Genomic DNA, 18650 nt, shown 5'->3' on the forward strand with positions numbered 1-18650 from the left:
ACGCAACGTCGCGAAAACAAGACCGGAAAGCGGGAAGGGAACAGATAGGGGGAAAAGAAGGGAAGGGGGACGAGCCTGACCCTCGGCACTGGTGGAAAACGGCTGTGGCTGCTTCGTTCCCGACCTGACCAGGTTGACCGCGCCACCATGCGAGGAGGCCCGTCCGACCGGCATTGTAACCTAACTGGCGCCATGGTCGCGAAATCGTATTTTTACGAGGGTTGTTCGACCGGACATTGATCTGACACCGGGGTGCCGCGCGGCCATGCTGGCAGCATGGCGGACGGCATTTTTCAGCCGGATTTTCAGCCAGTCCGGTTCTTACCTAGACGACAGGTTGGGCATGAACGCAAACGACCAGATCCTCCGCGGCGCACTCGTGCCGCAAGACATTTCCATCGAAGTCCTGCAGGAAAAGTACGCCAAGGGCGAAGAGCGCAGCATCGACGACGTGCGCCGCCGCGTGGCGCGCGCGCTGGCCGAGGTAGAGCCCGCGGCGCAGCGCGAAAGCTGGGCGGCGCGCTTTCTGTGGGCGCTTGAAAACGGCTTCGTGCCGGCCGGGCGCATCAATTCGGCGGCGGGCACCGGTATCCAGGCCACGCTGATCAACTGCTTCGTGCAGCCCGTGGGAGATTCGGTGTCCGAATCGCGCGACGGCAAGCCGAGCATCTATACCGCCGTGGCGCAGGCCGCCGAGACCATGCGCCGGGGCGGCGGCGTGGGCTACGACTTCTCGTCGATCCGGCCCGGCGGGGCGCTGGTGCGCGCCACGCATTCGCGGGCGTCGGGCCCGGTATCGTTCATGAAGGTGTTCGACGCGTCGTGCGCCACGGTGGAATCGGCCGGCGCGCGGCGCGGCGCCCAGATGGGCGTGCTGCGCTGCGACCACCCGGACATCGAAAGCTTCATCCACGCCAAGGACCGGGGCGACCTGACCAACTTCAATATCTCGATCGGCGTGACCGATGCGTTCATGCGCGCGGTGGAGGCCGACGAGGAAGTGGAGCTGGTGCACGAGGCCGAGCCGGGCATGGACGTCATCGAGACCGGCGCCTACCGGCGCGACGACGGCCTGTGGGTGTACCGGCGCGTGCCGGCACGGCGCCTGTGGGACCAGGTCATGCAGGCCACCTACGACCACGCCGAGCCCGGCATCCTGTTCCTGTCGCGGATCAACGCGGACAACAACCTCTATTACTGCGAGACCATCGAGGCGACCAACCCGTGCGCGGAGCAGCCGCTGCCATCGTATGGCTGCTGCTGCCTGGGGTCGATCAACCTCACGCGCTTCGTGCGCCAGCCGTTCTCGGACGAGGCCAGCTTCGATTTCGCCGCGTTCGCGGAGGTGGTGCGGGTGTCGACGCGGATGCTGGACAACGTGCTGGACGTCACGTTCTGGCCGCTGCCCGAGCAGCAGGCCGAAGCCCAGGCCAAGCGCCGCATCGGGCTGGGCTTCCTGGGGCTGGGCAGCGCGCTGGTGATGCTGGGCCTGCGCTACGACAGCGACGCGGCGCGCGAGCTGGCGGGGCGGATTTCCGAGGCGATGCGCGACCATGCCTACCTGGCGTCCGTGGAACTGGCCGACGAGAAGGGCGCCTTCCCGCTGTTCGATGCCGACGCCTACCTGCGCGGCGGCTTTGTCAGCCGCCTGCCCGAGACCGTGCGCGACGCCATCCGCAGCCACGGCCTGCGCAATTCGCACCTGCTGTCGATCGCGCCGACGGGCACGATCACGCTGGCGTTTGCCGACAATGCGTCGAATGGCATCGAGCCGGCGTTCTCGTGGACGTACAACCGCCGCAAGCGTATGCCCGACGACAGCTACCGCATGTTCGAGGTGGCCGACCACGCGTGGCGGCTGTATCGCCATATGGGCGGCGACATGGAGCGGCTGCCGGACAGCTTCGTGACGGCGCTGCAGATGTCGGCACTGGATCACATGCGGATGCTGGAGGCCGTGCAGCCCTATATCGACACCAGCATCAGCAAGACGGTCAACGTGCCGGAGGACTATCCGTACGAGGCGTTCCGCAACCTGTACCTGGAAGCGTGGAAAGCCGGGCTCAAGGGGCTGGCAACGTACCGGCCGAACCAGGTGCTGGGCGCGGTGCTGTCGGTGACGCCGGCCGAAACCCCGGCCGCACCGGCGGCGCAGAACGACGACGACCCGCTGACGCGCCCGTTCGGCAGCCGGCCGCTGGGCGACCTGGAGGGCGTGACGTCGAAGGTGGAATACCTGACCTACGAGGGCCACAAGACCGTCTACCTGACCGTGAACTTCATGCGCGTGTCGGGCACCGTGGACGGCAAGCCGGTGACCATCGAACGGCCCATCGAGTTCTTCATGCCGGCCGGGCAGCGCTCCGAGGGCCAACAGTGGATCACGTCGACCATGCGGCTGCTGTCGATGGTGGCCCGCTCGGGCGGCCCCATCGCCAAGGCGCTGGCCGACATGCGCAACGTGGTGTGGGACAAGGGCACGGTGCGCTATGGATCACTCGTGCGGCAGGACGGCACCGAGGTGCCGCGCTTCCATGATTCGGAGGTGGCCGCGCTGAGCTACGCGTTGCAGCGGATCCTGATCAAGCGCGGATTCCTGGACGACGAGGGCGGCCAGGTGCCGGCCCAGGCGCTGTCCGCCCGGCTGGCCCAGCGCGACGGCGGCGCTCCGGCCGTGACCCTGGCCCACCCGGCCCATGCGTCGGCAGCCAGCGCTACCTCGGTGACCGGCATCGGCACCGGCAAACCATGCCCGGAATGCGGCGCCCACGCACTGCACAAGGTAGATGGCTGCGCGAAATGCGCGAATTGCGGGTATGTGGGGGAGTGCGGGTGAGGGGGGTGAGTGTTTGAGCGGTTGACGGGTCGAACGGCTGAGCGGCTGAGCGGCTGAGCGGCTGAGCGGTTGAGCGGTTGAGCGGTTGAGCGGTTGAGCGGTTGAGCGGTTGAGCGGCGGGGCGGTTCGTGCGGCTGAATGGCCGAGCGGCTGAACGGTTCAATGGCTGAGCGGCTGGACGGCTGGAGCTGGACAGCTGACCGGCCGAGCGGCCGAGCGGCTGACGCATCATCGTCGCCGCGGAGGGTTTGCTCCCCTCTCCCGCACGCGGGAGAGGGGCCGGGGGTGAGGGCGTTGAGGTCCAAATTGCGACTTGTCGCGCTGAGAACCGCCGGCCCTCACCCCCAACCCCTCTCCCGCAGGCGGGAGAGGGGAGCTGCACCGCCGGTCATCCAGCCCGGCCACGACCCGCACGACCGCACACCCCGACACCCCGACACCCCGACACCCCGACACCCCGACATCCCGACACCCCGACACCCCGACACCCTGACACCCCGACACCCCGACACCCCGACACCCCGACACCCCGCACACCCCGCACACCCCGCACACCCCGCACACCCCGCACACCCCGCACACCCCGCACACCCCGCACACCCCGCACACCCCGCACACCCCGCACACCCCGCACACCCCGCACACCCCGAACACCCCGAACACCCCGAACACCCCGAACACCCCGAACACCCCGAACACCCCGAACACCCCGCACACCCCGCACACCCCACCCCAGCCTCCCAAACGCCCGTTTTAGGAGTAGGCTGCCCCGATTGTCAGGTGCGCCAGCCTGCCCCCGCATAAACCCTGATCCCTGAATCCGGTTCATCGCCGCGTTGACGGATTTTTGGGTCGGCGGGCGGGGGTGCGTCCTTACAATCCCCTTTCTGCGCCGTTCGGGCGGCGTTTGCGCCGCGTGGGCGGTGCGCAGCCGGTCGACAGCTTGCCCGTCAGAGGCAGGGGCCGTATCAACCAGAGGAGGATGTGATCGTGTGGAGTCAAGTCTATGACCCGCTAGGCAGCATGGCGCTTTCGACCATTGCCGCGGGTGTCCCGGTGGCCGTGCTGCTTGCGGCGCTGGCGTTCTTTCACATGCAGGCGCACCTGGCGGCCGGGCTGGCGCTGGTGGTTGGCGTCGTGGTGGCGTCGTTCGTGTTCGGCATGCCGGCCGCGATGGCGGGCAAGGCGGCCGGGCTGGGCATTGTCTCGGGCCTGTTCCCGATTGGCTGGATCGTCCTCAACATCATCTTCCTGCACCGGCTGACCACGTTGAACGGGTCATTCAAGGTGTTGCAGAACTCGATCTCGGGCGTGACCGAGGATCGCCGCCTGCAACTGCTGCTGGTGGCGTTCAGCTTTGGCGCGTTCTTCGAGGGCGCGGCCGGCTTTGGCACGCCGGTGGCCGTGACGGGCGCCATCCTGATCGGGCTGGGCTTCTCGCCGCTGGCCGCGTCGGGCCTGGCGCTGATCGCCAATACGGCGCCGGTGGCGTTCGGCGCGCTGGGTGCGCCGATCATCGGGCTGTCGTCGGTGACCGGCATCGACCAGGTGCAGCTCTCGGCGATGATCGGCCGCCAGTTGCCGTTCTTCTCGGTGCTGGTGCCGTTCTGGCTGATCTGGGCGTTCGCGGGCTTCCGCGGCATGCTGGCGATCTGGCCGGCCATCCTGGTGGCGGGCGTCAGCTTCGCGGTGCCGCAGTTCCTGGTGTCGAACTTCCACGGCCCGTGGCTGGTGGACGTGATCTCGGCGCTGATCTCGATGGGCTGCCTGACGCTGTTCCTGAAGGTCTGGCATCCGAAGGAGATCTGGACGTCCACGCGCATCCTGGGCCGCCACGACGACTCCAAGGTCGACCATCCCGAGGCCCTGGAGGCCGACGCCCGCGCCACGGCCGCCTCGGCCGGCATCTCGGTTGTCAAGGCGTGGATGCCGTGGGTGATCCTGACCATCTTCGTGTTCGTCTGGGGCATTCCCGAGTTCAAGAAGCTGATGGACGGCGTGTGGGCCTGGAAATACCCGATCCCGGGCCTGGACAAGGCGATCATCAAGGGCCCGCCCGTGGTGCCGAAGGAAATCGCCGAAGGCGCGGTGTTCAACTTCAACGTGCTGTCGATGGCGGGCACCGGCATCCTGGTGTCGGCCGTCGTGGGCGGCCTGCTGATGGGCTACTCGGTGCCGCGCCTGCTCAAGGAGTACTGGGAAACCATCAAGCTCGTGCGCTATTCGCTGCTGACGATCTGCGCGATGTTCGGCATCGGCTACCTGACCCGCTACTCGGGCCTGGATGCCACGCTGGGCCTGGCGTTTGCCCAGACCGGCGTGCTCTACCCGCTGTTCGGCACGATGCTGGGCTGGCTGGGCGTGGCGCTGACGGGCTCGGACACGGCGTCGAACGTGCTGTTCGGCGGCCTGCAGAAGACCACGGCCGAGCAGCTTGGCCTGTCGCCGACGCTGATGGCGGCGGCCAACAGCTCGGGCGGCGTGATGGGCAAGATGATCGACGCGCAGTCGATCGTGGTGGCGTCCACGGCGACCAAGTGGTACGGCCACGAGGGCGAGATCCTGCGCTACGTGTTCTTCCACTCGGTCGTGCTGGCCGTGCTGGTGGGCCTGTTCGTGACGCTGCAGGCGTACGTGCACCCGTTCACGCTGATGGTGATCCACTGACGGGCCGCCGCCAGACCGGCAGCCGTCCCCGACAGCCCCGCCCCTGGCGGGGCTTTTTCATGGGCGCCGGCCGCGCCCGAATCGCCGTCCGGTTTGCCGATTCCCAGGTCTGCCTTTTGCTACAATCGCCGCCATGAGTTATCAAGTTCTAGCGCGCAAATGGCGCCCACGGGATTTCACCACGCTGGTCGGCCAGGAGCACGTGGTGCGCGCGCTCACGCATGCGCTGGAACAGCAGCGGCTGCATCACGCCTACCTGTTCACCGGCACGCGGGGCGTTGGCAAGACCACGCTGTCCCGGATCCTGGCCAAGGCCCTGAACTGCACCGGCCCCGACGGCAACGGCGGCATCACCGCCCAGCCGTGCGGCCAGTGCAAGGCGTGCCAGGAAATCGACAGCGGGCGGTTTGTCGACTACATCGAGATGGACGCGGCGTCCAACCGCGGCGTCGACGAGATGGCGCAACTGCTGGACAAGGCCGTCTACGCCCCCGGCACCGGCCGCTTCAAGGTCTACATGATCGATGAAGTGCACATGCTGACCAACCACGCCTTCAACGCCATGCTGAAGACGCTGGAGGAGCCGCCCGGGCACGTCAAGTTCATCCTGGCCACGACAGATCCGCAGAAAATCCCCGTGACCGTGCTGTCGCGCTGCCTGCAGTTCAACCTGAAGCAGATGCCGCCGGGCCATATCGTCTCGCACCTGGACCATATCCTGGCCCAGGAAGGCATCGGTCACGACGGCAGCGCGCTGCGGCTGCTGGCGCAGGCGGCCCATGGGTCGATGCGCGACGCGCTGTCGCTGACCGACCAGGCCATCGCCTACAGCGCGGGCCAGGTGTCCGAGGAAGCGGTGCGCGGCATGCTGGGCGCGATCGACCAGAGCTACCTGGTGCAGCTGCTGGACGCGCTGGCTGCCGAGGACGGCGCCGCGATGCTCGGGATTGCCGATGCGATGGCCGACCGCAGCCTGTCGTTCGCCGGCGCGCTGCAGGACCTGGGGTCGCTGCTGCACAAGGTGGCGCTGGCGCAGGCCGTGCCGGCGTCGGTGCAGGACGAGTGGCCCGAGGCCGAGGACGTCCGCCGCCTGGCCGGGCTGTTCGACGCGCAGGAGATCCAGCTTTTCTACCAGATTGCCAACCTGGGCCGCAGCGAACTGGCGCTGGCGCCGGACGAGTACGCCGGCTTCACGATGACGCTGCTGCGCATGCTGGCGTTCCGTCCGTCGTCCACGCCGTTGGCCCCGGCCGGCGGGCAGGGCGGCGGACAGCCGGTGGCGCGCCCGCGCCCGGCCAGTCCCGCAGCCCCGGCCACGCCGCGCGCGATGGCGCCGGCAGCGGTGGCGGCGCCGGCGAAAGCCGAACCGCGCGTCGAACCCGCCCAGCGCGTGGCGCCGCCGGTGGCCGAGCCGCCGGCTGCGCCCGTGGCTGCCGTCGCCCCGGTTGCCCCGGCCGCCCCGGCCGAACCTTTCGAACCGGCCGCCCGCGTCGCCGCTGCCGCTCCTGCCGCCCCCATCGTACCTGCTACCCCCGCCGTGACCCCGGCCCCGACCGCTCCGGCCCCCGCGCCGGCCGCCGGCCGTACGGCGATGTCGCCCGCGCGGGCCGCGCTGGAGGCCGCCCGCCAGGCTTCGGCCGGCAAGGGCGCCAGCCGCCCGGCAGGGGCCAGCGCGCCGCCGATGGCCGGTGCCGCCGCCGCGGCAGCCAGCAGCCAGCGTCCGCCGGCCCAGCCTCTGCGCCCGCCCGCGGCCGCACGTCCGGCAACGGCCGCCACGCCCGCCCCGGCAGCCCCGGTGCCAGCCGCTGCCGCCGAGACTGCTCCCGATACGCCCGCGCCCGGCGAGCCGGTCCGCCCGCAGCCCGCGCCCGCAGCCAAGGCCGCACCGGCTGCCAAGCCTGCCGCGCCGGCCGAGGTGCCGCCCTGGGAGGCCGCCGGCGGCAGCGACGTACCGCCGTGGGAAGCCATGCCGCCCGACATGCCAGTGATCGGCCCGTACGACAGCGATCCCGGTTTCGATGCCAGCTTTGGCGGTTTCGACAGCGCTCCCCACAACGGTTTCGAATCCGATACCCCCGTGCGCCCGTCCCGTGGCGCCGGCCGCGCGGCCCCGGCACCGGTGCAGGCCCGCAAGCCCGAGCCACCGCCCGAACCAGCGGTGCCGCTGGCACCGGCCGTACCGCCGATGGCGCCCAGCGCCGCCGACGATGGCACGCCGCCCGTGTTCACTGGCGACTGGCCGGCGCTGGCCGCCACGCTGCCGCTCAAGGGGCTGGCGCAGCAACTGGCACACCAGAGCGAGCTGCACCGCGTGGTCGGCCGCACGCTGCACCTGCGCGTGCCGGTGGCGGCCATCGCCGAAGCCAACGTGGCCGAGCGCCTGCAGGCGGCGCTATGCGAACAGTTCCAGGTCGACGTGCGCGTGCAGTGCGAGATTGGCGCGGTCACGCATACGGCGGCCGCCGTGGATGCCGCGGCGCGCGCCGAGCGCCAGCGCGAGGCCGAGGCCGAGATCGACCGGGACCCCTTCGTGCAGGGGCTGCTGCGCGAGTTTGGCGGGCAGATCGTGCCCGGGTCCGTGCAGCCGCGCGCGGCCTGAACCTGAATTCGAGAGGCGGCCATTGGCGTGCCAGCCACGCAGCGCCGCCCGTTTCCATACACACATCCAAGGAGTAACGCCATGATGAAAGGTCAACTGGCCGGGCTGATGAAGCAGGCCCAGCAGATGCAGGAAAACATGAAGAAGATGCAGGACCAGCTTGCCCAGATCGAGGTCGAGGGCCAGTCCGGCGCCGGCCTGGTGAAGGTGGTCATGACCTGCAAGAACGACGTGAAGCGCGTGACCATCGATCCGAGCCTGCTGGCCGACGACAAGGACCTGCTGGAAGACCTGGTGGCCGCCGCGTTCAACGACGCCGTGCGCAAGGCCGAGGCCACCACGCAGGAGAAGATGGGCTCGATGACGTCGGGCCTGCCGCTGCCGCCGGGCTTCAAGCTGCCGTTCTGAGCGCCACCCTTATCGCCATTCCCATGCGCGTATCGTTCCAGGCGGTGCCATGAAAGCGGCACCGCCCACCTCGCTGCAGGCGCTGATCGACGCGCTGAAGGTCCTGCCCGGCGTGGGGCCGAAATCGGCCCAGCGCATGGCCTACCACCTGCTGCAGCATGACCGCGACGGCGCGCGCAAGCTCGGCGACGCGCTGCGCGGCGCCGCCGACGGCATCCGCCATTGCCAGCGCTGCAACACCTTCACCGAGCAGGACATCTGCGAGACCTGCCGCGACCCCGACCGGGACCCGGCGCTGCTCTGCGTGGTGGAAACGCCCGCGGACCAGGTCATGATCGAGCAGACGCTGACCTACCGCGGCCAGTACTTCGTGCTGATGGGGCGGCTGTCGCCGCTCGACGGCATCGGCCCGAAGGAGATTCACCTGGAGCGCCTGCTGGCGCGTGCCACGGACCCCGAGTACGGCGGCCCGGCCACCGAGGTGATCGTGGCCACCAATTTCACGAGCGAGGGCGAGGCCACCGCGCACTACATCGGCGAGATGCTGAAGGCGCGCGGGCTGAAGGTGTCGCGGCTGGCGCGCGGCGTGCCGGTGGGCGGGGAACTCGAATACGTCGACGCGGGCACCATCGCCCGTGCCGTGATGGACCGCCGCACGCTCTGACCATGAACCTCGCGCGCTTCGACCTCGTCACGCTCGGCCTGTTCGTCGCCGTGGCCCGCCAGGGCAGCATCTCGGCCGGGGCGCGGCAGTCGCACCTGGCCGTGGCGGCCGCCAGCAAGCGGATTTCCGACCTGGAGGCGTCCGTGGGCGCGCCACTGTTCTTCCGCCACGCGGCCGGCGTGCAGCTCACCGAGGCGGGGCAGGCGTGCTTCCACCATGCGCTGACCATCCTGCAGGACGTGGAGCGGATGGCGGGTGTGATGTCCGACTACGCGTCGGGCGTGCGCGGGCAGGTGCGCGTCTGCGCGAACACGTCGGCCATCACCCAGTTCCTGCCCGACGACCTGGCGCAGTTCATGCGCCAGCATCCGACCATCCGCATCGAGCTGGAAGAACACAACAGCAGCGACATCGTGGCCGCGCTGATGGAAAACCGCGCCGACGTCGGCATCTTTGCCGACCGCACGCCGTGCACCGGGCTGGTCACGGTGGAGTACCGGCAGGACGAGCTGGTCATCATCACGCCCCCGGGCCATCCGCTGGCGCAGGACGGGCCGGTTCACTACGCTGATGCGCTCGAATACGACTTTGTCAGCCTGCCGCAGGTGACGTCGCTGGCCGCGCGGCTGCTGGAGGAAAGCAGCCGGCTGGAACGCCAGTTCCGGCTGCGCATCCAGGTACGCAGCTTCGACGCGATGTGCCGCATGGTGATGGCCGGGCTGGGCGTCGGCGTGCTGCCGCGCATCGCCGCCGAGCCGCACGTCAAGTCGATGGGCCTGGCACTGGTCGGCCTGCGCGACCCCTGGGCCCGCCGCTCGCTGCTGATCGGCATGCGCGACCCGGCCGGGCTCACGGTATCGGCGCGGCTGCTGATCACGCATCTGTGCGGGGATCGGGCGCCGTTCTAGGGCTTGCCTGGCGTGTCGCCAGTTGAACGGCTGGCCCTCACCCCCGGCCCCTCTCCCGCCGTGCGGGAGAGGGGAGAAAACAAGCGGGGACGTTTGAGCTACCGCACGGTTCTGGCTCCCCTCTCCCGCCGTGCGGGAGAGGGGCTGGGGGTGAGGGCGTTGAGGCTCTGCTTGCCGACCTGTCTCAGTTTGAGCCGCTGGCCCTCTCCCCCGGCCCCTCTCCCGCCGTGCGGGAGAGGGGAGAAAACAAGCGGGGACGCCTGAGTTACCGCACGGTTCTGGCTCCCCTCTCCCACAACGTGGTGTACGTACCGGAGACATGGGTAACGGGTGTCCGAGGACATAGGTAACACGTGATCTACGCCTATCATGATAGGCGTAGATCCAGTTCCCCAATGTCAAAGCGGCTGAACCAGATACCGAACAGGCCGTCTTGCTTGGTAGGGCGCAGTGCGATTCTCTGGCCGATGAATGCCTTGCCAATCTTCACTCTGCATCCTTTCACCGTAATGCAGGCTGAGCTGTTGACTTTGTAGACCTTGTCCGTCGATAGATTTTCGACGACTGGCAAGACTTTCGGGTACGGCATTTGGCTGGCCTGGTAGCGGCTGATTGGCACCGCCATGCCCAGCGCCTCATGGGGGCGCTTGGTGTTGTAGCGGTCTCGGAAGCCATCAAAATGACTCTGTGCGTCATCGTTGTCGATGAAACGGCGATGCTGCAGCAGTTCAACCTTGAGCGTGCGGTGAAACCGTTCATCCTTGCCTTGTGTCTGAGGGTGACGAGGCCTGGAATGACTCACCCGAATGCCCAGTTGCAGCAGCCAGACGGTTAGCATCGTGTACCCCAACCCGTCGTTGCCACCGCCCCATGGCGGACCGTTGTCCATCGTCATGCGGCGCGGCAACCCATAGCGCTCAAACGTGGCGATGAGCTGCTTCTGGACCGTCGGGTACTGCTCGTCATTGCAGGCAGCCAGGCACAGGCTGAAACGCGAGTGGTCGTCCAGTACGGTCAGCGGATGGCACAGCCCGCGCTCGTTACGCACGTAGCCCTTGAAGTCCATCTGCCAAAGATCGTTGGGATGCGGGTGTTCGAAGCGTCTGAATGGCCCTTGCTCGGCCGCTGCCTTGCCGCCAATCAGGCAGTCATTGCGACGCAGGATCTCGTGCACCGTGCTGCGGGCTGGAAGCTCCGGCACCTCGCCCTTCATGAGTTCACGTAGCTTGCGCGCGCCCCAATAGGGATTCTCCTCATGCAAGGTCAGCACGCGTCGTTCCAACTCGACGGGCGTGCGCTCCGGACTGGAGCGTGGCCGGCGGCTGCGGTCCGCCAGACCTGCCTCGCCAAACTCCTCATACCGGTCCAGCCATTTGTACAGCGTCTTGGGAGCAATCCCCCAGCGCCGGGCCAGTTCCCGTTTGTTGGCTCCCGGCTGCCCGGCCAGGAGCACCACTTCCCTGCGTTGATCCATGACTAACACGTCCTTCCATGGCATGGCAGGTCTCCTATAAGACACTGCTAGCCAGTCTAGATGTGTTACCCATGTCCCCGGACGAGTGTTACCTATGTCTCCGGTCTATACACGTGGGAGAGGGGCTGGGGGTGAGGGCGTTGAGGCTCTGCTTGCCGACAGGTCGCGGTTTGCACCGCTGGCCCTCTCCCCCGGCCCCTCTCCCGCCGTGCGGGAGAGGGGAGAAACAAGCGGGGACGCCTGAGCCATCCCCCATACCCCTACCGCGCCACCACCGCCTCGTCGGCGAATTCCACGCGGTCGCGGCCCTTGTGCTTGCTGCGGTAGAGCGCCTGGTCGGCGCGCGAGATCATGCCGTGGATGGTGTCGCCGGGCTGGACGCTGGCCACGCCCAGGCTGGCCGTCATCGGGCCGGTTAGCGGGAAATGGCGCTCGGACACGGTGCGGCGCAGCCCTTCGGCCTGGGCCACGGCGGCCGGCGCGTCGGTGTCGGGGCAGATGATCAGGAATTCCTCGCCGCCCCAGCGCCCCACGGTGTCCACGTCGCGCATCGCGTCCAGGATGCGGCCGGCCAGTTCCACCAGCACGCGGTCGCCCACCTGGTGGCCGTGGTTATCGTTGATGGCCTTGAAGCGGTCGACGTCGATCAGGATGATCGAGAACGGGTGGCCGTCGCGGCGGTGGCGCTCCAGTTCGCTGATCAGCACCGCGTCCAGGTGGCGGCGGTTGAAGACGCCGGTCAGCTGGTCGGTCTTCGACAGCGCCTCAAGCTGCAGGTTTTTTTCGACCAGTTCGGTCTGGGTGGCCTGGATCTGCGCGAACGCCTCATGGCTGCGCTGGATGGCGGCGCGCACGGTCAGCTCCGCCTCCGTGCGCTCGGCGATGATCCGCTTGAGCTTGCGCAGCACCTGGTTGAAGCCGTCGATCACGCTGTCGAACTCGGTGCGGCCGATGCGCGACAGCTCGTCCAGCTCGTCGCCATGGCCCGATGCCAGCTGGAACAGCGCCCGCTGCAGGCGTTCCAGCGGGCGAAAGACCATGCGCAGCCCGAACGTCAGCAGCAGCACCAGCACCACGTCGATGGCCGCCACCTCGGTCACGCCGTGCATCATCGCGTTGCGCAGCGCCCGCTCCATCGGCTCGTGCGAAAAGCGGATGACGGCGGTGCCGATCGGCTGCTCGCGCCGGGCGGGGTCGATGCTGGCGGGCGGGTAGATCTGCACCTCGCTCAGCGCGTCGTGCGGGCCGGTGGCGGAGCAGGGCGGGCGGCCCGGCGCGGCCGGATGGCCGGCCGTGGCATAGGTTTCGCGGCCGTCGGGCGAGAACACGCACGCCTCGTAGACTTCCGGATGCACCAGCATGGCTTCCAGCCGGCTGCGCAGGATGCCGACGTTGAGCGCCCAGGCCGGCTCGGCCAGGCTCTGCCCCAGGCTATCGACGATCTCCGCGCGCGCCCGCTCGAAGCGCTGCGTCAGTTCCTGGCGCAACTGCCACTGCCGGTGCGCGGCGAATGCCCCCAGCGTTGTCGTGGTGACAACGATGAACAGCACGATCATCCTGTTCCGGATCGAATGGACCGGGGGAAGCTGTGGCATGAAGGGCTCGACCTGAAGGCATCAGGGACGGATTCTATTGATCCACCGCCTTGTTGAATAGCTGGCGGAAACGCGCCAGTTCCGGGTGCGATGCCTCGTATTTGCGGCTGAAGCCCACATGGACCGATTCGGCGCGGATATTCAGCACGCGCCGGGACTTGTAGCGCATCCGTTCGGGCAGCCCGCGCGCCTCCAGCGCGACCAGCGCCTCGTTGATGACGGCGCTGGGGTTGACCACGCAATCGATCTCGCCAACCAGCATCTTCTTGACCAGGTCGTGGAACTCGTGGCCCTCGACGATCTCGATCCGGCCCTCGCGCGCCATCTCGAAAAAGCGCGGCCCCGGCGCCAGGTACGCGCGCTGGTTGCCGAACCGCAGGCCGGCAAAGTCGTCCGGATAGGTGTGGAACGTGCGGCCGGCAATGGCGTCGCGGTTGCAGTGGACGGCCACCTCCTCGATATAGAACGGTCGGGAGTGGTTCAGGAACGGCCGTTCCTTCGGCCGGTAGTAGACGCCCAGGATGCCGGCGCTGTTGCCGTTGCGGGCTTCCTCGACCACGCGGGCCCACGAGGCGAAGCGGATCTCGACCTTGAACTCGGGCGGCATCCGCTTGAGCACGCGCTGCAGGTGGTCGATGTAGGCGCCCTTGGGCACGCCGTTTTCCTCGTATGACTGCGGCCGCTGGCCGGCCTCGGAGTACAGCACGATGGGGGTGGTCTGCGCCAGCGCGAGCGTCGATGTCCAGCAGGCGCAGGCGGCGCAGAGGATGCGGCAAAGGCGGGTCAGTCGCATGGCATCGGGGCCGCTGAGGTAGGTGCGGGGCAGGGTGTGCCCGGGCGTGTGCCCCGGATAACGGCAGGTCGCGGGGCGAAGTTGACCCAACCCGCCGTCAGGGTTAGCCCCAATCCTTCGCATTCCGAGAAAACCCGCTTTCCGGAATGCCGATTCCGCGTCACCCCGCGCTGTAGCACACTCCGTCGAAACAAAGCCAATCCCCCCATACGGGTCAGTTTCACGGAGACATTTCCAACATGGCGCAACAGATTCTCAACGGCATCAAGGTCCTGGAACTGGGCCAGTTGATCGCCGGCCCCTTTGCCGCCAAGACCCTGGCCGATTTCGGCGCCCATGTGGTCAAGGTGGAGCCGCCCGGCCAGGGCGACCCGTTGCGCAAATGGCGCATGCTGCACGACGACACGTCGGTCTGGTGGGAGGCACAGTCCCGCAACAAGCAGTCGATCGCCATCGACCTGCGCCAGCCGGACGGCCAGGCGCTGGTGCGCAAGCTGGCCGCCGAAGCCGACGTGCTGATCGAAAACTTCCGCCCCGGCACCATGGAAAAGTGGGGCATGGGCTGGGACGTGCTGCACCAGGCCAACCCGAAGCTGATCATGCTGCGCGTGTCGGGCTACGGGCAGACCGGCCCCAAGCGCGATGAACCGGGCTTTGCGGCCGTGGCCGAGGCCATGAGCGGTTTGCGTCACCTGACGGGCGAGCCGGGCCGGCCGCCGGTGCGCGCGGGGCTGTCGCTGGGTGACACCATCGCCGGCCTGCACGGCGCGCTGGGCGTGCTGCTGGCGCTGTACGAGCGCGACGCGCGCGGCGGCGTGGGGCAGGTCATCGACGTGGCGCTCTACGAATCGCTGTTCAACCTCAGCGAAAGCCTGCTGCCCGAGTACTCGGCGTTTGGCGCGGTGCGCCAGCCGGCCGGCGGCGCGTTGCCGGGCATCGCACCGTCCAACGCCTACCCGTGCGGCTGCGGCGACTACGTGCTGATCGCCGCCAACGGCGACGCCATCTTCAAGCGGCTGATGACGGCCATGGGCCGGGAAGACCTGGGCGAGGACCCGGGCTTGGCCCGCAACGACGGCCGCGTGAAGCGCGTGGACGAGATCGACGCCGCGATTGCCGCCTGGACCCGCACCCAGACCGTGGCGTCCGCGCTGGAGGTGCTGCGCGCCGCCGACGTGCCGTCCGGGCGCATCTACACGGTCAAGGACATCGCCGAGGACCCGCACTACCGGGCCCGCGAGGTCATCGAGACCGTGACGTCCGCCAAGGGGCTGGCCGTCGAGGTGCCGGGGATCATCCCGAAGCTGTCCGGCAACCCGGGCGCCATCCATGACCGCGCGCCCACGCTGGGCGAGCATACCGACAACGTGCTGGCGCAGGCCGGCTTTGACGCGGCGGCCATTGCCGACCTGCGTGCCAAGGGGGTGATTGCATGAGTGCCCAGACCTATCCGCTGGCCGGGCCGGCCAGGATCGAGATCAACGAGGTGGCGCCGCGCGACGGCCTGCAGATCGAACCGTTCGTGGTGCCCACCGAGGGCAAGGTCGCCTTTGTCAACGCGCTGGCCCACTGCGGGTTTGCGCGCATCGAGGCCACGTCATTCACGTCGGCCCGGGCCATCCCCGCGCTGGCCGACGCCGAGGCCGTGATGCACCAGGTCGAGCGCGTGCCGGGCGTGCGCTACACGGTGCTGGTGCCCAACCTGCGCGGGCTGGAGCGCGCGCTGTCGTGCCGTCCGGACGAGGTCAACCTGGTGATGTCGGCCAGCGAGACGCACAACCGCGCCAACCTGCGCATGACGCGCGAGCAGTCGAAGGCCCAGTTGCTGGCGATGACCGAGGCGGCCAACGCGGCCGGCGTGCCGGTCAATATCTCGCTGTCGACCGTGTTCGGCTGCCCGTTCGAGGGCGATGTGGCCGAAGCCGACGTGATGGCGCTGGCCCGGACGTTCGCGGACGCCGGCGCGGCCGGCATCACGCTGTGCGACACCACGGGCATGGCCTATCCGAGCCAGGTGGCCGCGCTGTGCCAGGCGTTCCAGCGCACGCTGCCGGGCGTCGGCCTGACGATCCACCTGCACAACACGCGCGGCATGGGCCTGGCCAATGCCATCGCGGCCTGGCAGACCGGCGTGACGCGCTTTGACGCGGCCGCCGGCGGGCTGGGCGGCTGCCCGTACGCGCCCGGCGCCAGCGGCAACGTCAGCACCGAGGAACTGGTGCACATGTTCGCGTCGATGGGCGTGGATACCGGCGTGGACCTGGCGGCGCTGCTGGCGGTGGTCGGCGGCGTGTCCGAGCTGGTCCAGCGCGACGTGCCCAGCCAGTTGCTGCGCGCCGGCCCGCGCCTGCGCACGCACCAGCCGCCGGCCTGGATGGCGGAGTTCTTCGCCGGACAGGCTCGGCAGGCTTGAGACGGGTTGATTACCCACGGATTTCCAAAGTCCCCCATAAAACATACGGAGACAATCATGAAACGCAATTCCTACGGCGCCGCGGCGCTGCTGGCCGCCGGCCTGATGGCGTCGGGCGCCCAGGCCCAGGACGGTGCCTACCCGAACCGCCCGGTCATGCTCGTGGTGTCGGCCGCCGCCGGCGGCACGACCGACCTCGCGGCGCGCCTGATCGCCGAGCCGCTGGCCAAGGCGCTGGGCCAGTCGGTGGTGGTCGACAACAAGCCGGGCGGCAACGGCACCATCGCCGCGCAGAACGTGCAGCGCGCCAAGCCGGACGGCTACACGCTGCTGGTGCAGTACTCGGGCTACCACGTGATCACGCCGCTGCTGACCAAGACGTCGTGGGACCCGGTCAAGGACTTCATGCCGGTGGCCAACCTGCTGTCGGCGCCGCAGGTGCTGGTGGTGCGGCCCAGCCTGCCGGTCAAGTCGCTCAAGGAGCTGGTGGCGTACGCCAAGGCCAACCCGAACAAGCTCAACTATGCGTCGTCGGGCAATGGGTCGCTGCAGCACGTGTCGACGGAGCTGCTCAACCAGATGGCCGGCATCAAGATCACCCACGTGCCGTACAAGGGCACCGGCCCGGCCATGACCGACCTGCTGGGCGGCAACGTCGACATGACGATGACCACGCCGCCGCCGCTGATGGGCCATATCGCCGCCGGCAAGCTGCGCCCGCTGGTGGTGACCAGCAAGGCCCGGCTGGACAGCCTGAAGGACGTGCCGTCGGCGCCCGAGGCCGGCTACCCCGACCTGGACGTGTCGTCGTGGTTCGCCATGTACGCGCCGGCCGGCACGCCCAAGGCCGTGGTGGACAAGCTGACCACCGAGATCGAGAAGATCATGAAGACCGACGCCTTCCGCAAGAAGGCCGAGGAACTGGGCGCCGAGGCGAAGTACATGAACCCGCAGCAGCTTGACCAGTACCAGAAGGCCGAGCTCCAGCGCTGGGGCAAGGTGATCAAGTCCGCCAACATCCAGGCCGAATGAGGCCGGGACCAGCCGATTGAAAGGGCCGCGGCGTAGCATGAGCGCCGCCGCGTTTTCTGCCCGGCCTCCGGTCAACTCCCGATGCGGGAGCCACCGGGGTCGGGTAGCATCGCCGGGAGCCGCTGTGCGGCGGCCCGGCTTTTGCGCGTCGCGCCCCCATTCAAAACAGAAGCAGAAAAGGCAGGAGATCGATATGTACAACAAACGGTTCTGGAAGCAGTTGCTGATTGCGCTGGCGCTGTTCCTGGCAGGCTGGTTCACGTTCGGCAGCGCGTTTGCGCAGGGCAAGCCCGAGAAGCAGAAGGTGACGATCGCCGTGGGCGGCAAGAACCTGTTCTACTACCTGCCGCTGACGATTGCCGAGCGCCTGGGCTACTTCAAGGAAGAGGGCCTGGACGTGGAGATCGTGGACTTTGCCGGCGGCGCCAAGGCGCTGCAGGCCGTGGTGGGCGGCAGCGCCGACGTGGTGTCGGGCGCCTACGAGCACACGATCAACCTGCAGGCCAAGGGCCAGCGCTACCAGGAATTCGTGCTGCAGGGCCGCGCGCCGCAGATCGTGCTGGTGGTGTCGAACAAGACCATGCCGGACTTCAAGTCGATCGCCGACCTGAAGGGCAAGAAGATCGGCGTGACCGCGCCGGGGTCGTCGACCAACATGATGGCCAACTTCGTGCTGGCCAAGGCCGGGCTGAAGCCATCCGACGTGTCGTTCATCGGCGTGGGCGCCAGCGCCGGCGCCGTGGCCGCCATGCGTTCGGGCCAGATCGACGCGATGGCCAACCTGGACCCGGTGATCTCGATGCTGACGCAGAAGAACGAGGTCAAGATTGCCTCGGACACGCGCACGCTCAAGGAAACGCAGTCGGTGTTCGGCGGCAACATGCCGTCGGGCTGCCTGTACGCGTCAACCAAGTTCATCGAGCAGAACCCGAACACCACGCAGGCGCTGACCAACGCGATGGTGCGCGCGCTGAAGTGGCTGCAGAAGGCCGGCCCGTCCGACATCGTCAAGACCGTGCCGGAAAGCTACCTGCTGGGCGACCGTGCGCTGTACCTGGCCGCCTGGGACAAGGTCAAGGAGGCGATCTCGCCGGACGGCGTGATGCCGGCCGACGGCCCCAAGACCGCGCTGACCACGCTGCAGCAGTTCGACCCGGACCTCAAGGGCAAGTCGATCCAGCTGGACAACACCTTCACGAACACGTTCGTGCAGAAGGCCAACGCCAAGTACAAGTAAGCCTCCCGTCCCCCCGGGACGCCC

The 18650-nt window shown here is 68.4% G+C and carries 13 protein-coding genes and 1 other RNA gene; 10 read left to right on the forward strand and 4 right to left on the reverse strand.

All coding sequences use genetic code 11. The annotated features are described in order from the left end of the window. Nucleotides 1–65: 65 nt before the first annotated feature. Nucleotides 66–164: signal recognition particle sRNA small type (gene ffs, locus EHF44_RS12045), an RNA gene on the reverse strand. A gap of 179 nt (nucleotides 165–343) precedes the next feature. On the opposite strand from ffs, the gene EHF44_RS12050 reads away from it, so the two are divergent. From EHF44_RS12050 to EHF44_RS12080, 6 genes are all read left to right on the forward strand, one after another. After that, complete coding sequence (locus EHF44_RS12050) at nucleotides 344–2836, forward strand: adenosylcobalamin-dependent ribonucleoside-diphosphate reductase (protein WP_124683944.1); 2493 nt, start codon at nucleotides 344–346, stop codon at nucleotides 2834–2836. A gap of 990 nt (nucleotides 2837–3826) precedes the next feature. Then, nucleotides 3827–5503, forward strand: coding sequence for an L-lactate permease (locus EHF44_RS12060; protein ID WP_124683945.1), 1677 nt, complete (start codon nucleotides 3827–3829; stop codon nucleotides 5501–5503). A gap of 133 nt (nucleotides 5504–5636) precedes the next feature. Continuing rightward, entirely contained in the window at nucleotides 5637–8102 is a 2466-nt protein-coding gene (locus EHF44_RS12065) for a DNA polymerase III subunit gamma/tau (RefSeq protein ID WP_124683946.1), read from the forward strand. An 81-nt stretch (nucleotides 8103–8183) separates the two neighbouring features. Then, entirely contained in the window at nucleotides 8184–8510 is a 327-nt protein-coding gene (locus EHF44_RS12070) for a YbaB/EbfC family nucleoid-associated protein (RefSeq protein WP_124683947.1), read from the forward strand. 49 nt (nucleotides 8511–8559) lie between these two features. After that, nucleotides 8560–9174, forward strand: coding sequence for a recombination mediator RecR (recR, locus tag EHF44_RS12075; RefSeq protein ID WP_124683948.1), 615 nt, complete (start codon nucleotides 8560–8562; stop codon nucleotides 9172–9174). 2 nt (nucleotides 9175–9176) lie between these two features. After that, the gene (locus EHF44_RS12080; RefSeq protein WP_124683949.1) at nucleotides 9177–10082 is read left to right on the forward strand and encodes a LysR family transcriptional regulator; all 906 of its coding nucleotides are present in this window, start codon (nucleotides 9177–9179) and stop codon (nucleotides 10080–10082) included. A 367-nt stretch (nucleotides 10083–10449) separates the two neighbouring features. Here the strand turns inward: EHF44_RS12080 and EHF44_RS12085 are convergent, their stop codons facing one another. From EHF44_RS12085 to EHF44_RS12095, 3 genes are all read right to left on the reverse strand, one after another. Beyond that, nucleotides 10450–11580: an IS481 family transposase gene (locus EHF44_RS12085; RefSeq protein WP_124683950.1), complete on the reverse strand. Its 1131-nt coding sequence runs from the start codon at nucleotides 11578–11580 to the stop codon at nucleotides 10450–10452. Nucleotides 11581–11816: 236 nt separating this feature from the next. Beyond that, nucleotides 11817–13151 carry a GGDEF domain-containing protein gene (locus EHF44_RS12090; protein WP_124683951.1) on the reverse strand — a complete coding sequence of 445 codons (1335 nt, stop codon included), beginning with the start codon at nucleotides 13149–13151 and terminating at the stop codon, nucleotides 11817–11819. A 34-nt stretch (nucleotides 13152–13185) separates the two neighbouring features. After that, nucleotides 13186–13944 carry a substrate-binding periplasmic protein gene (locus EHF44_RS12095; protein ID WP_172966047.1) on the reverse strand — a complete coding sequence of 253 codons (759 nt, stop codon included), beginning with the start codon at nucleotides 13942–13944 and terminating at the stop codon, nucleotides 13186–13188. A gap of 239 nt (nucleotides 13945–14183) precedes the next feature. On the opposite strand from EHF44_RS12095, the gene EHF44_RS12100 reads away from it, so the two are divergent. The 4 genes from EHF44_RS12100 to EHF44_RS12115 all read left to right on the forward strand — a co-directional run bounded on the left by EHF44_RS12100 (nucleotide 14184) and on the right by EHF44_RS12115 (nucleotide 18626). Further along, entirely contained in the window at nucleotides 14184–15380 is a 1197-nt protein-coding gene (locus tag EHF44_RS12100; protein ID WP_124683953.1) for a CaiB/BaiF CoA transferase family protein, read from the forward strand. After that, nucleotides 15377–16357 carry a hydroxymethylglutaryl-CoA lyase gene (locus EHF44_RS12105; protein WP_124683954.1) on the forward strand — a complete coding sequence of 327 codons (981 nt, stop codon included), beginning with the start codon at nucleotides 15377–15379 and terminating at the stop codon, nucleotides 16355–16357. Before EHF44_RS12100 ends, EHF44_RS12105 begins: the two co-directional genes overlap by 4 nt. Nucleotides 16358–16414: 57 nt before the next feature. Beyond that, entirely contained in the window at nucleotides 16415–17389 is a 975-nt protein-coding gene (locus EHF44_RS12110; RefSeq protein ID WP_124683955.1) for a Bug family tripartite tricarboxylate transporter substrate binding protein, read from the forward strand. Nucleotides 17390–17582: 193 nt separating this feature from the next. Then, nucleotides 17583–18626 carry an ABC transporter substrate-binding protein gene (locus EHF44_RS12115; protein WP_124683956.1) on the forward strand — a complete coding sequence of 348 codons (1044 nt, stop codon included), beginning with the start codon at nucleotides 17583–17585 and terminating at the stop codon, nucleotides 18624–18626. The last annotated feature ends 24 nt before the right edge of the window (nucleotides 18627–18650 follow it).

Source organism: Cupriavidus pauculus (genome assembly GCF_003854935.1).
Lineage (GTDB): Bacteria > Pseudomonadota > Gammaproteobacteria > Burkholderiales > Burkholderiaceae > Cupriavidus > Cupriavidus pauculus_C.

What these genes read in the sequence shown, in the direction of transcription:
- EHF44_RS12115 (WP_124683956.1), top strand. Translation starts at nt 17,583, where the DNA reads ATGTACAACAAACGGTTCTGGAAGCAGTTGCTGATTGCGCTGGCGCTG.
- EHF44_RS12100 (WP_124683953.1), top strand. Translation starts at nt 14,184, where the DNA reads ATGGCGCAACAGATTCTCAACGGCATCAAGGTCCTGGAACTGGGCCAG.
- EHF44_RS12090 (WP_124683951.1), bottom strand. Translation starts at nt 13,151, where the DNA reads ATGCCACAGCTTCCCCCGGTCCATTCGATCCGGAACAGGATGATCGTG.
- EHF44_RS12070 (WP_124683947.1), top strand. Translation starts at nt 8,184, where the DNA reads ATGATGAAAGGTCAACTGGCCGGGCTGATGAAGCAGGCCCAGCAGATG.
- recR (WP_124683948.1), top strand. Translation starts at nt 8,560, where the DNA reads ATGAAAGCGGCACCGCCCACCTCGCTGCAGGCGCTGATCGACGCGCTG.
- EHF44_RS12085 (WP_124683950.1), bottom strand. Translation starts at nt 11,580, where the DNA reads ATGCCATGGAAGGACGTGTTAGTCATGGATCAACGCAGGGAAGTGGTG.
- EHF44_RS12110 (WP_124683955.1), top strand. Translation starts at nt 16,415, where the DNA reads ATGAAACGCAATTCCTACGGCGCCGCGGCGCTGCTGGCCGCCGGCCTG.
- EHF44_RS12065 (WP_124683946.1), top strand. Translation starts at nt 5,637, where the DNA reads ATGAGTTATCAAGTTCTAGCGCGCAAATGGCGCCCACGGGATTTCACC.
- EHF44_RS12105 (WP_124683954.1), top strand. Translation starts at nt 15,377, where the DNA reads ATGAGTGCCCAGACCTATCCGCTGGCCGGGCCGGCCAGGATCGAGATC.
- EHF44_RS12080 (WP_124683949.1), top strand. Translation starts at nt 9,177, where the DNA reads ATGAACCTCGCGCGCTTCGACCTCGTCACGCTCGGCCTGTTCGTCGCC.
- EHF44_RS12095 (WP_172966047.1), bottom strand. Translation starts at nt 13,944, where the DNA reads ATGCGACTGACCCGCCTTTGCCGCATCCTCTGCGCCGCCTGCGCCTGC.
- EHF44_RS12050 (WP_124683944.1), top strand. Translation starts at nt 344, where the DNA reads ATGAACGCAAACGACCAGATCCTCCGCGGCGCACTCGTGCCGCAAGAC.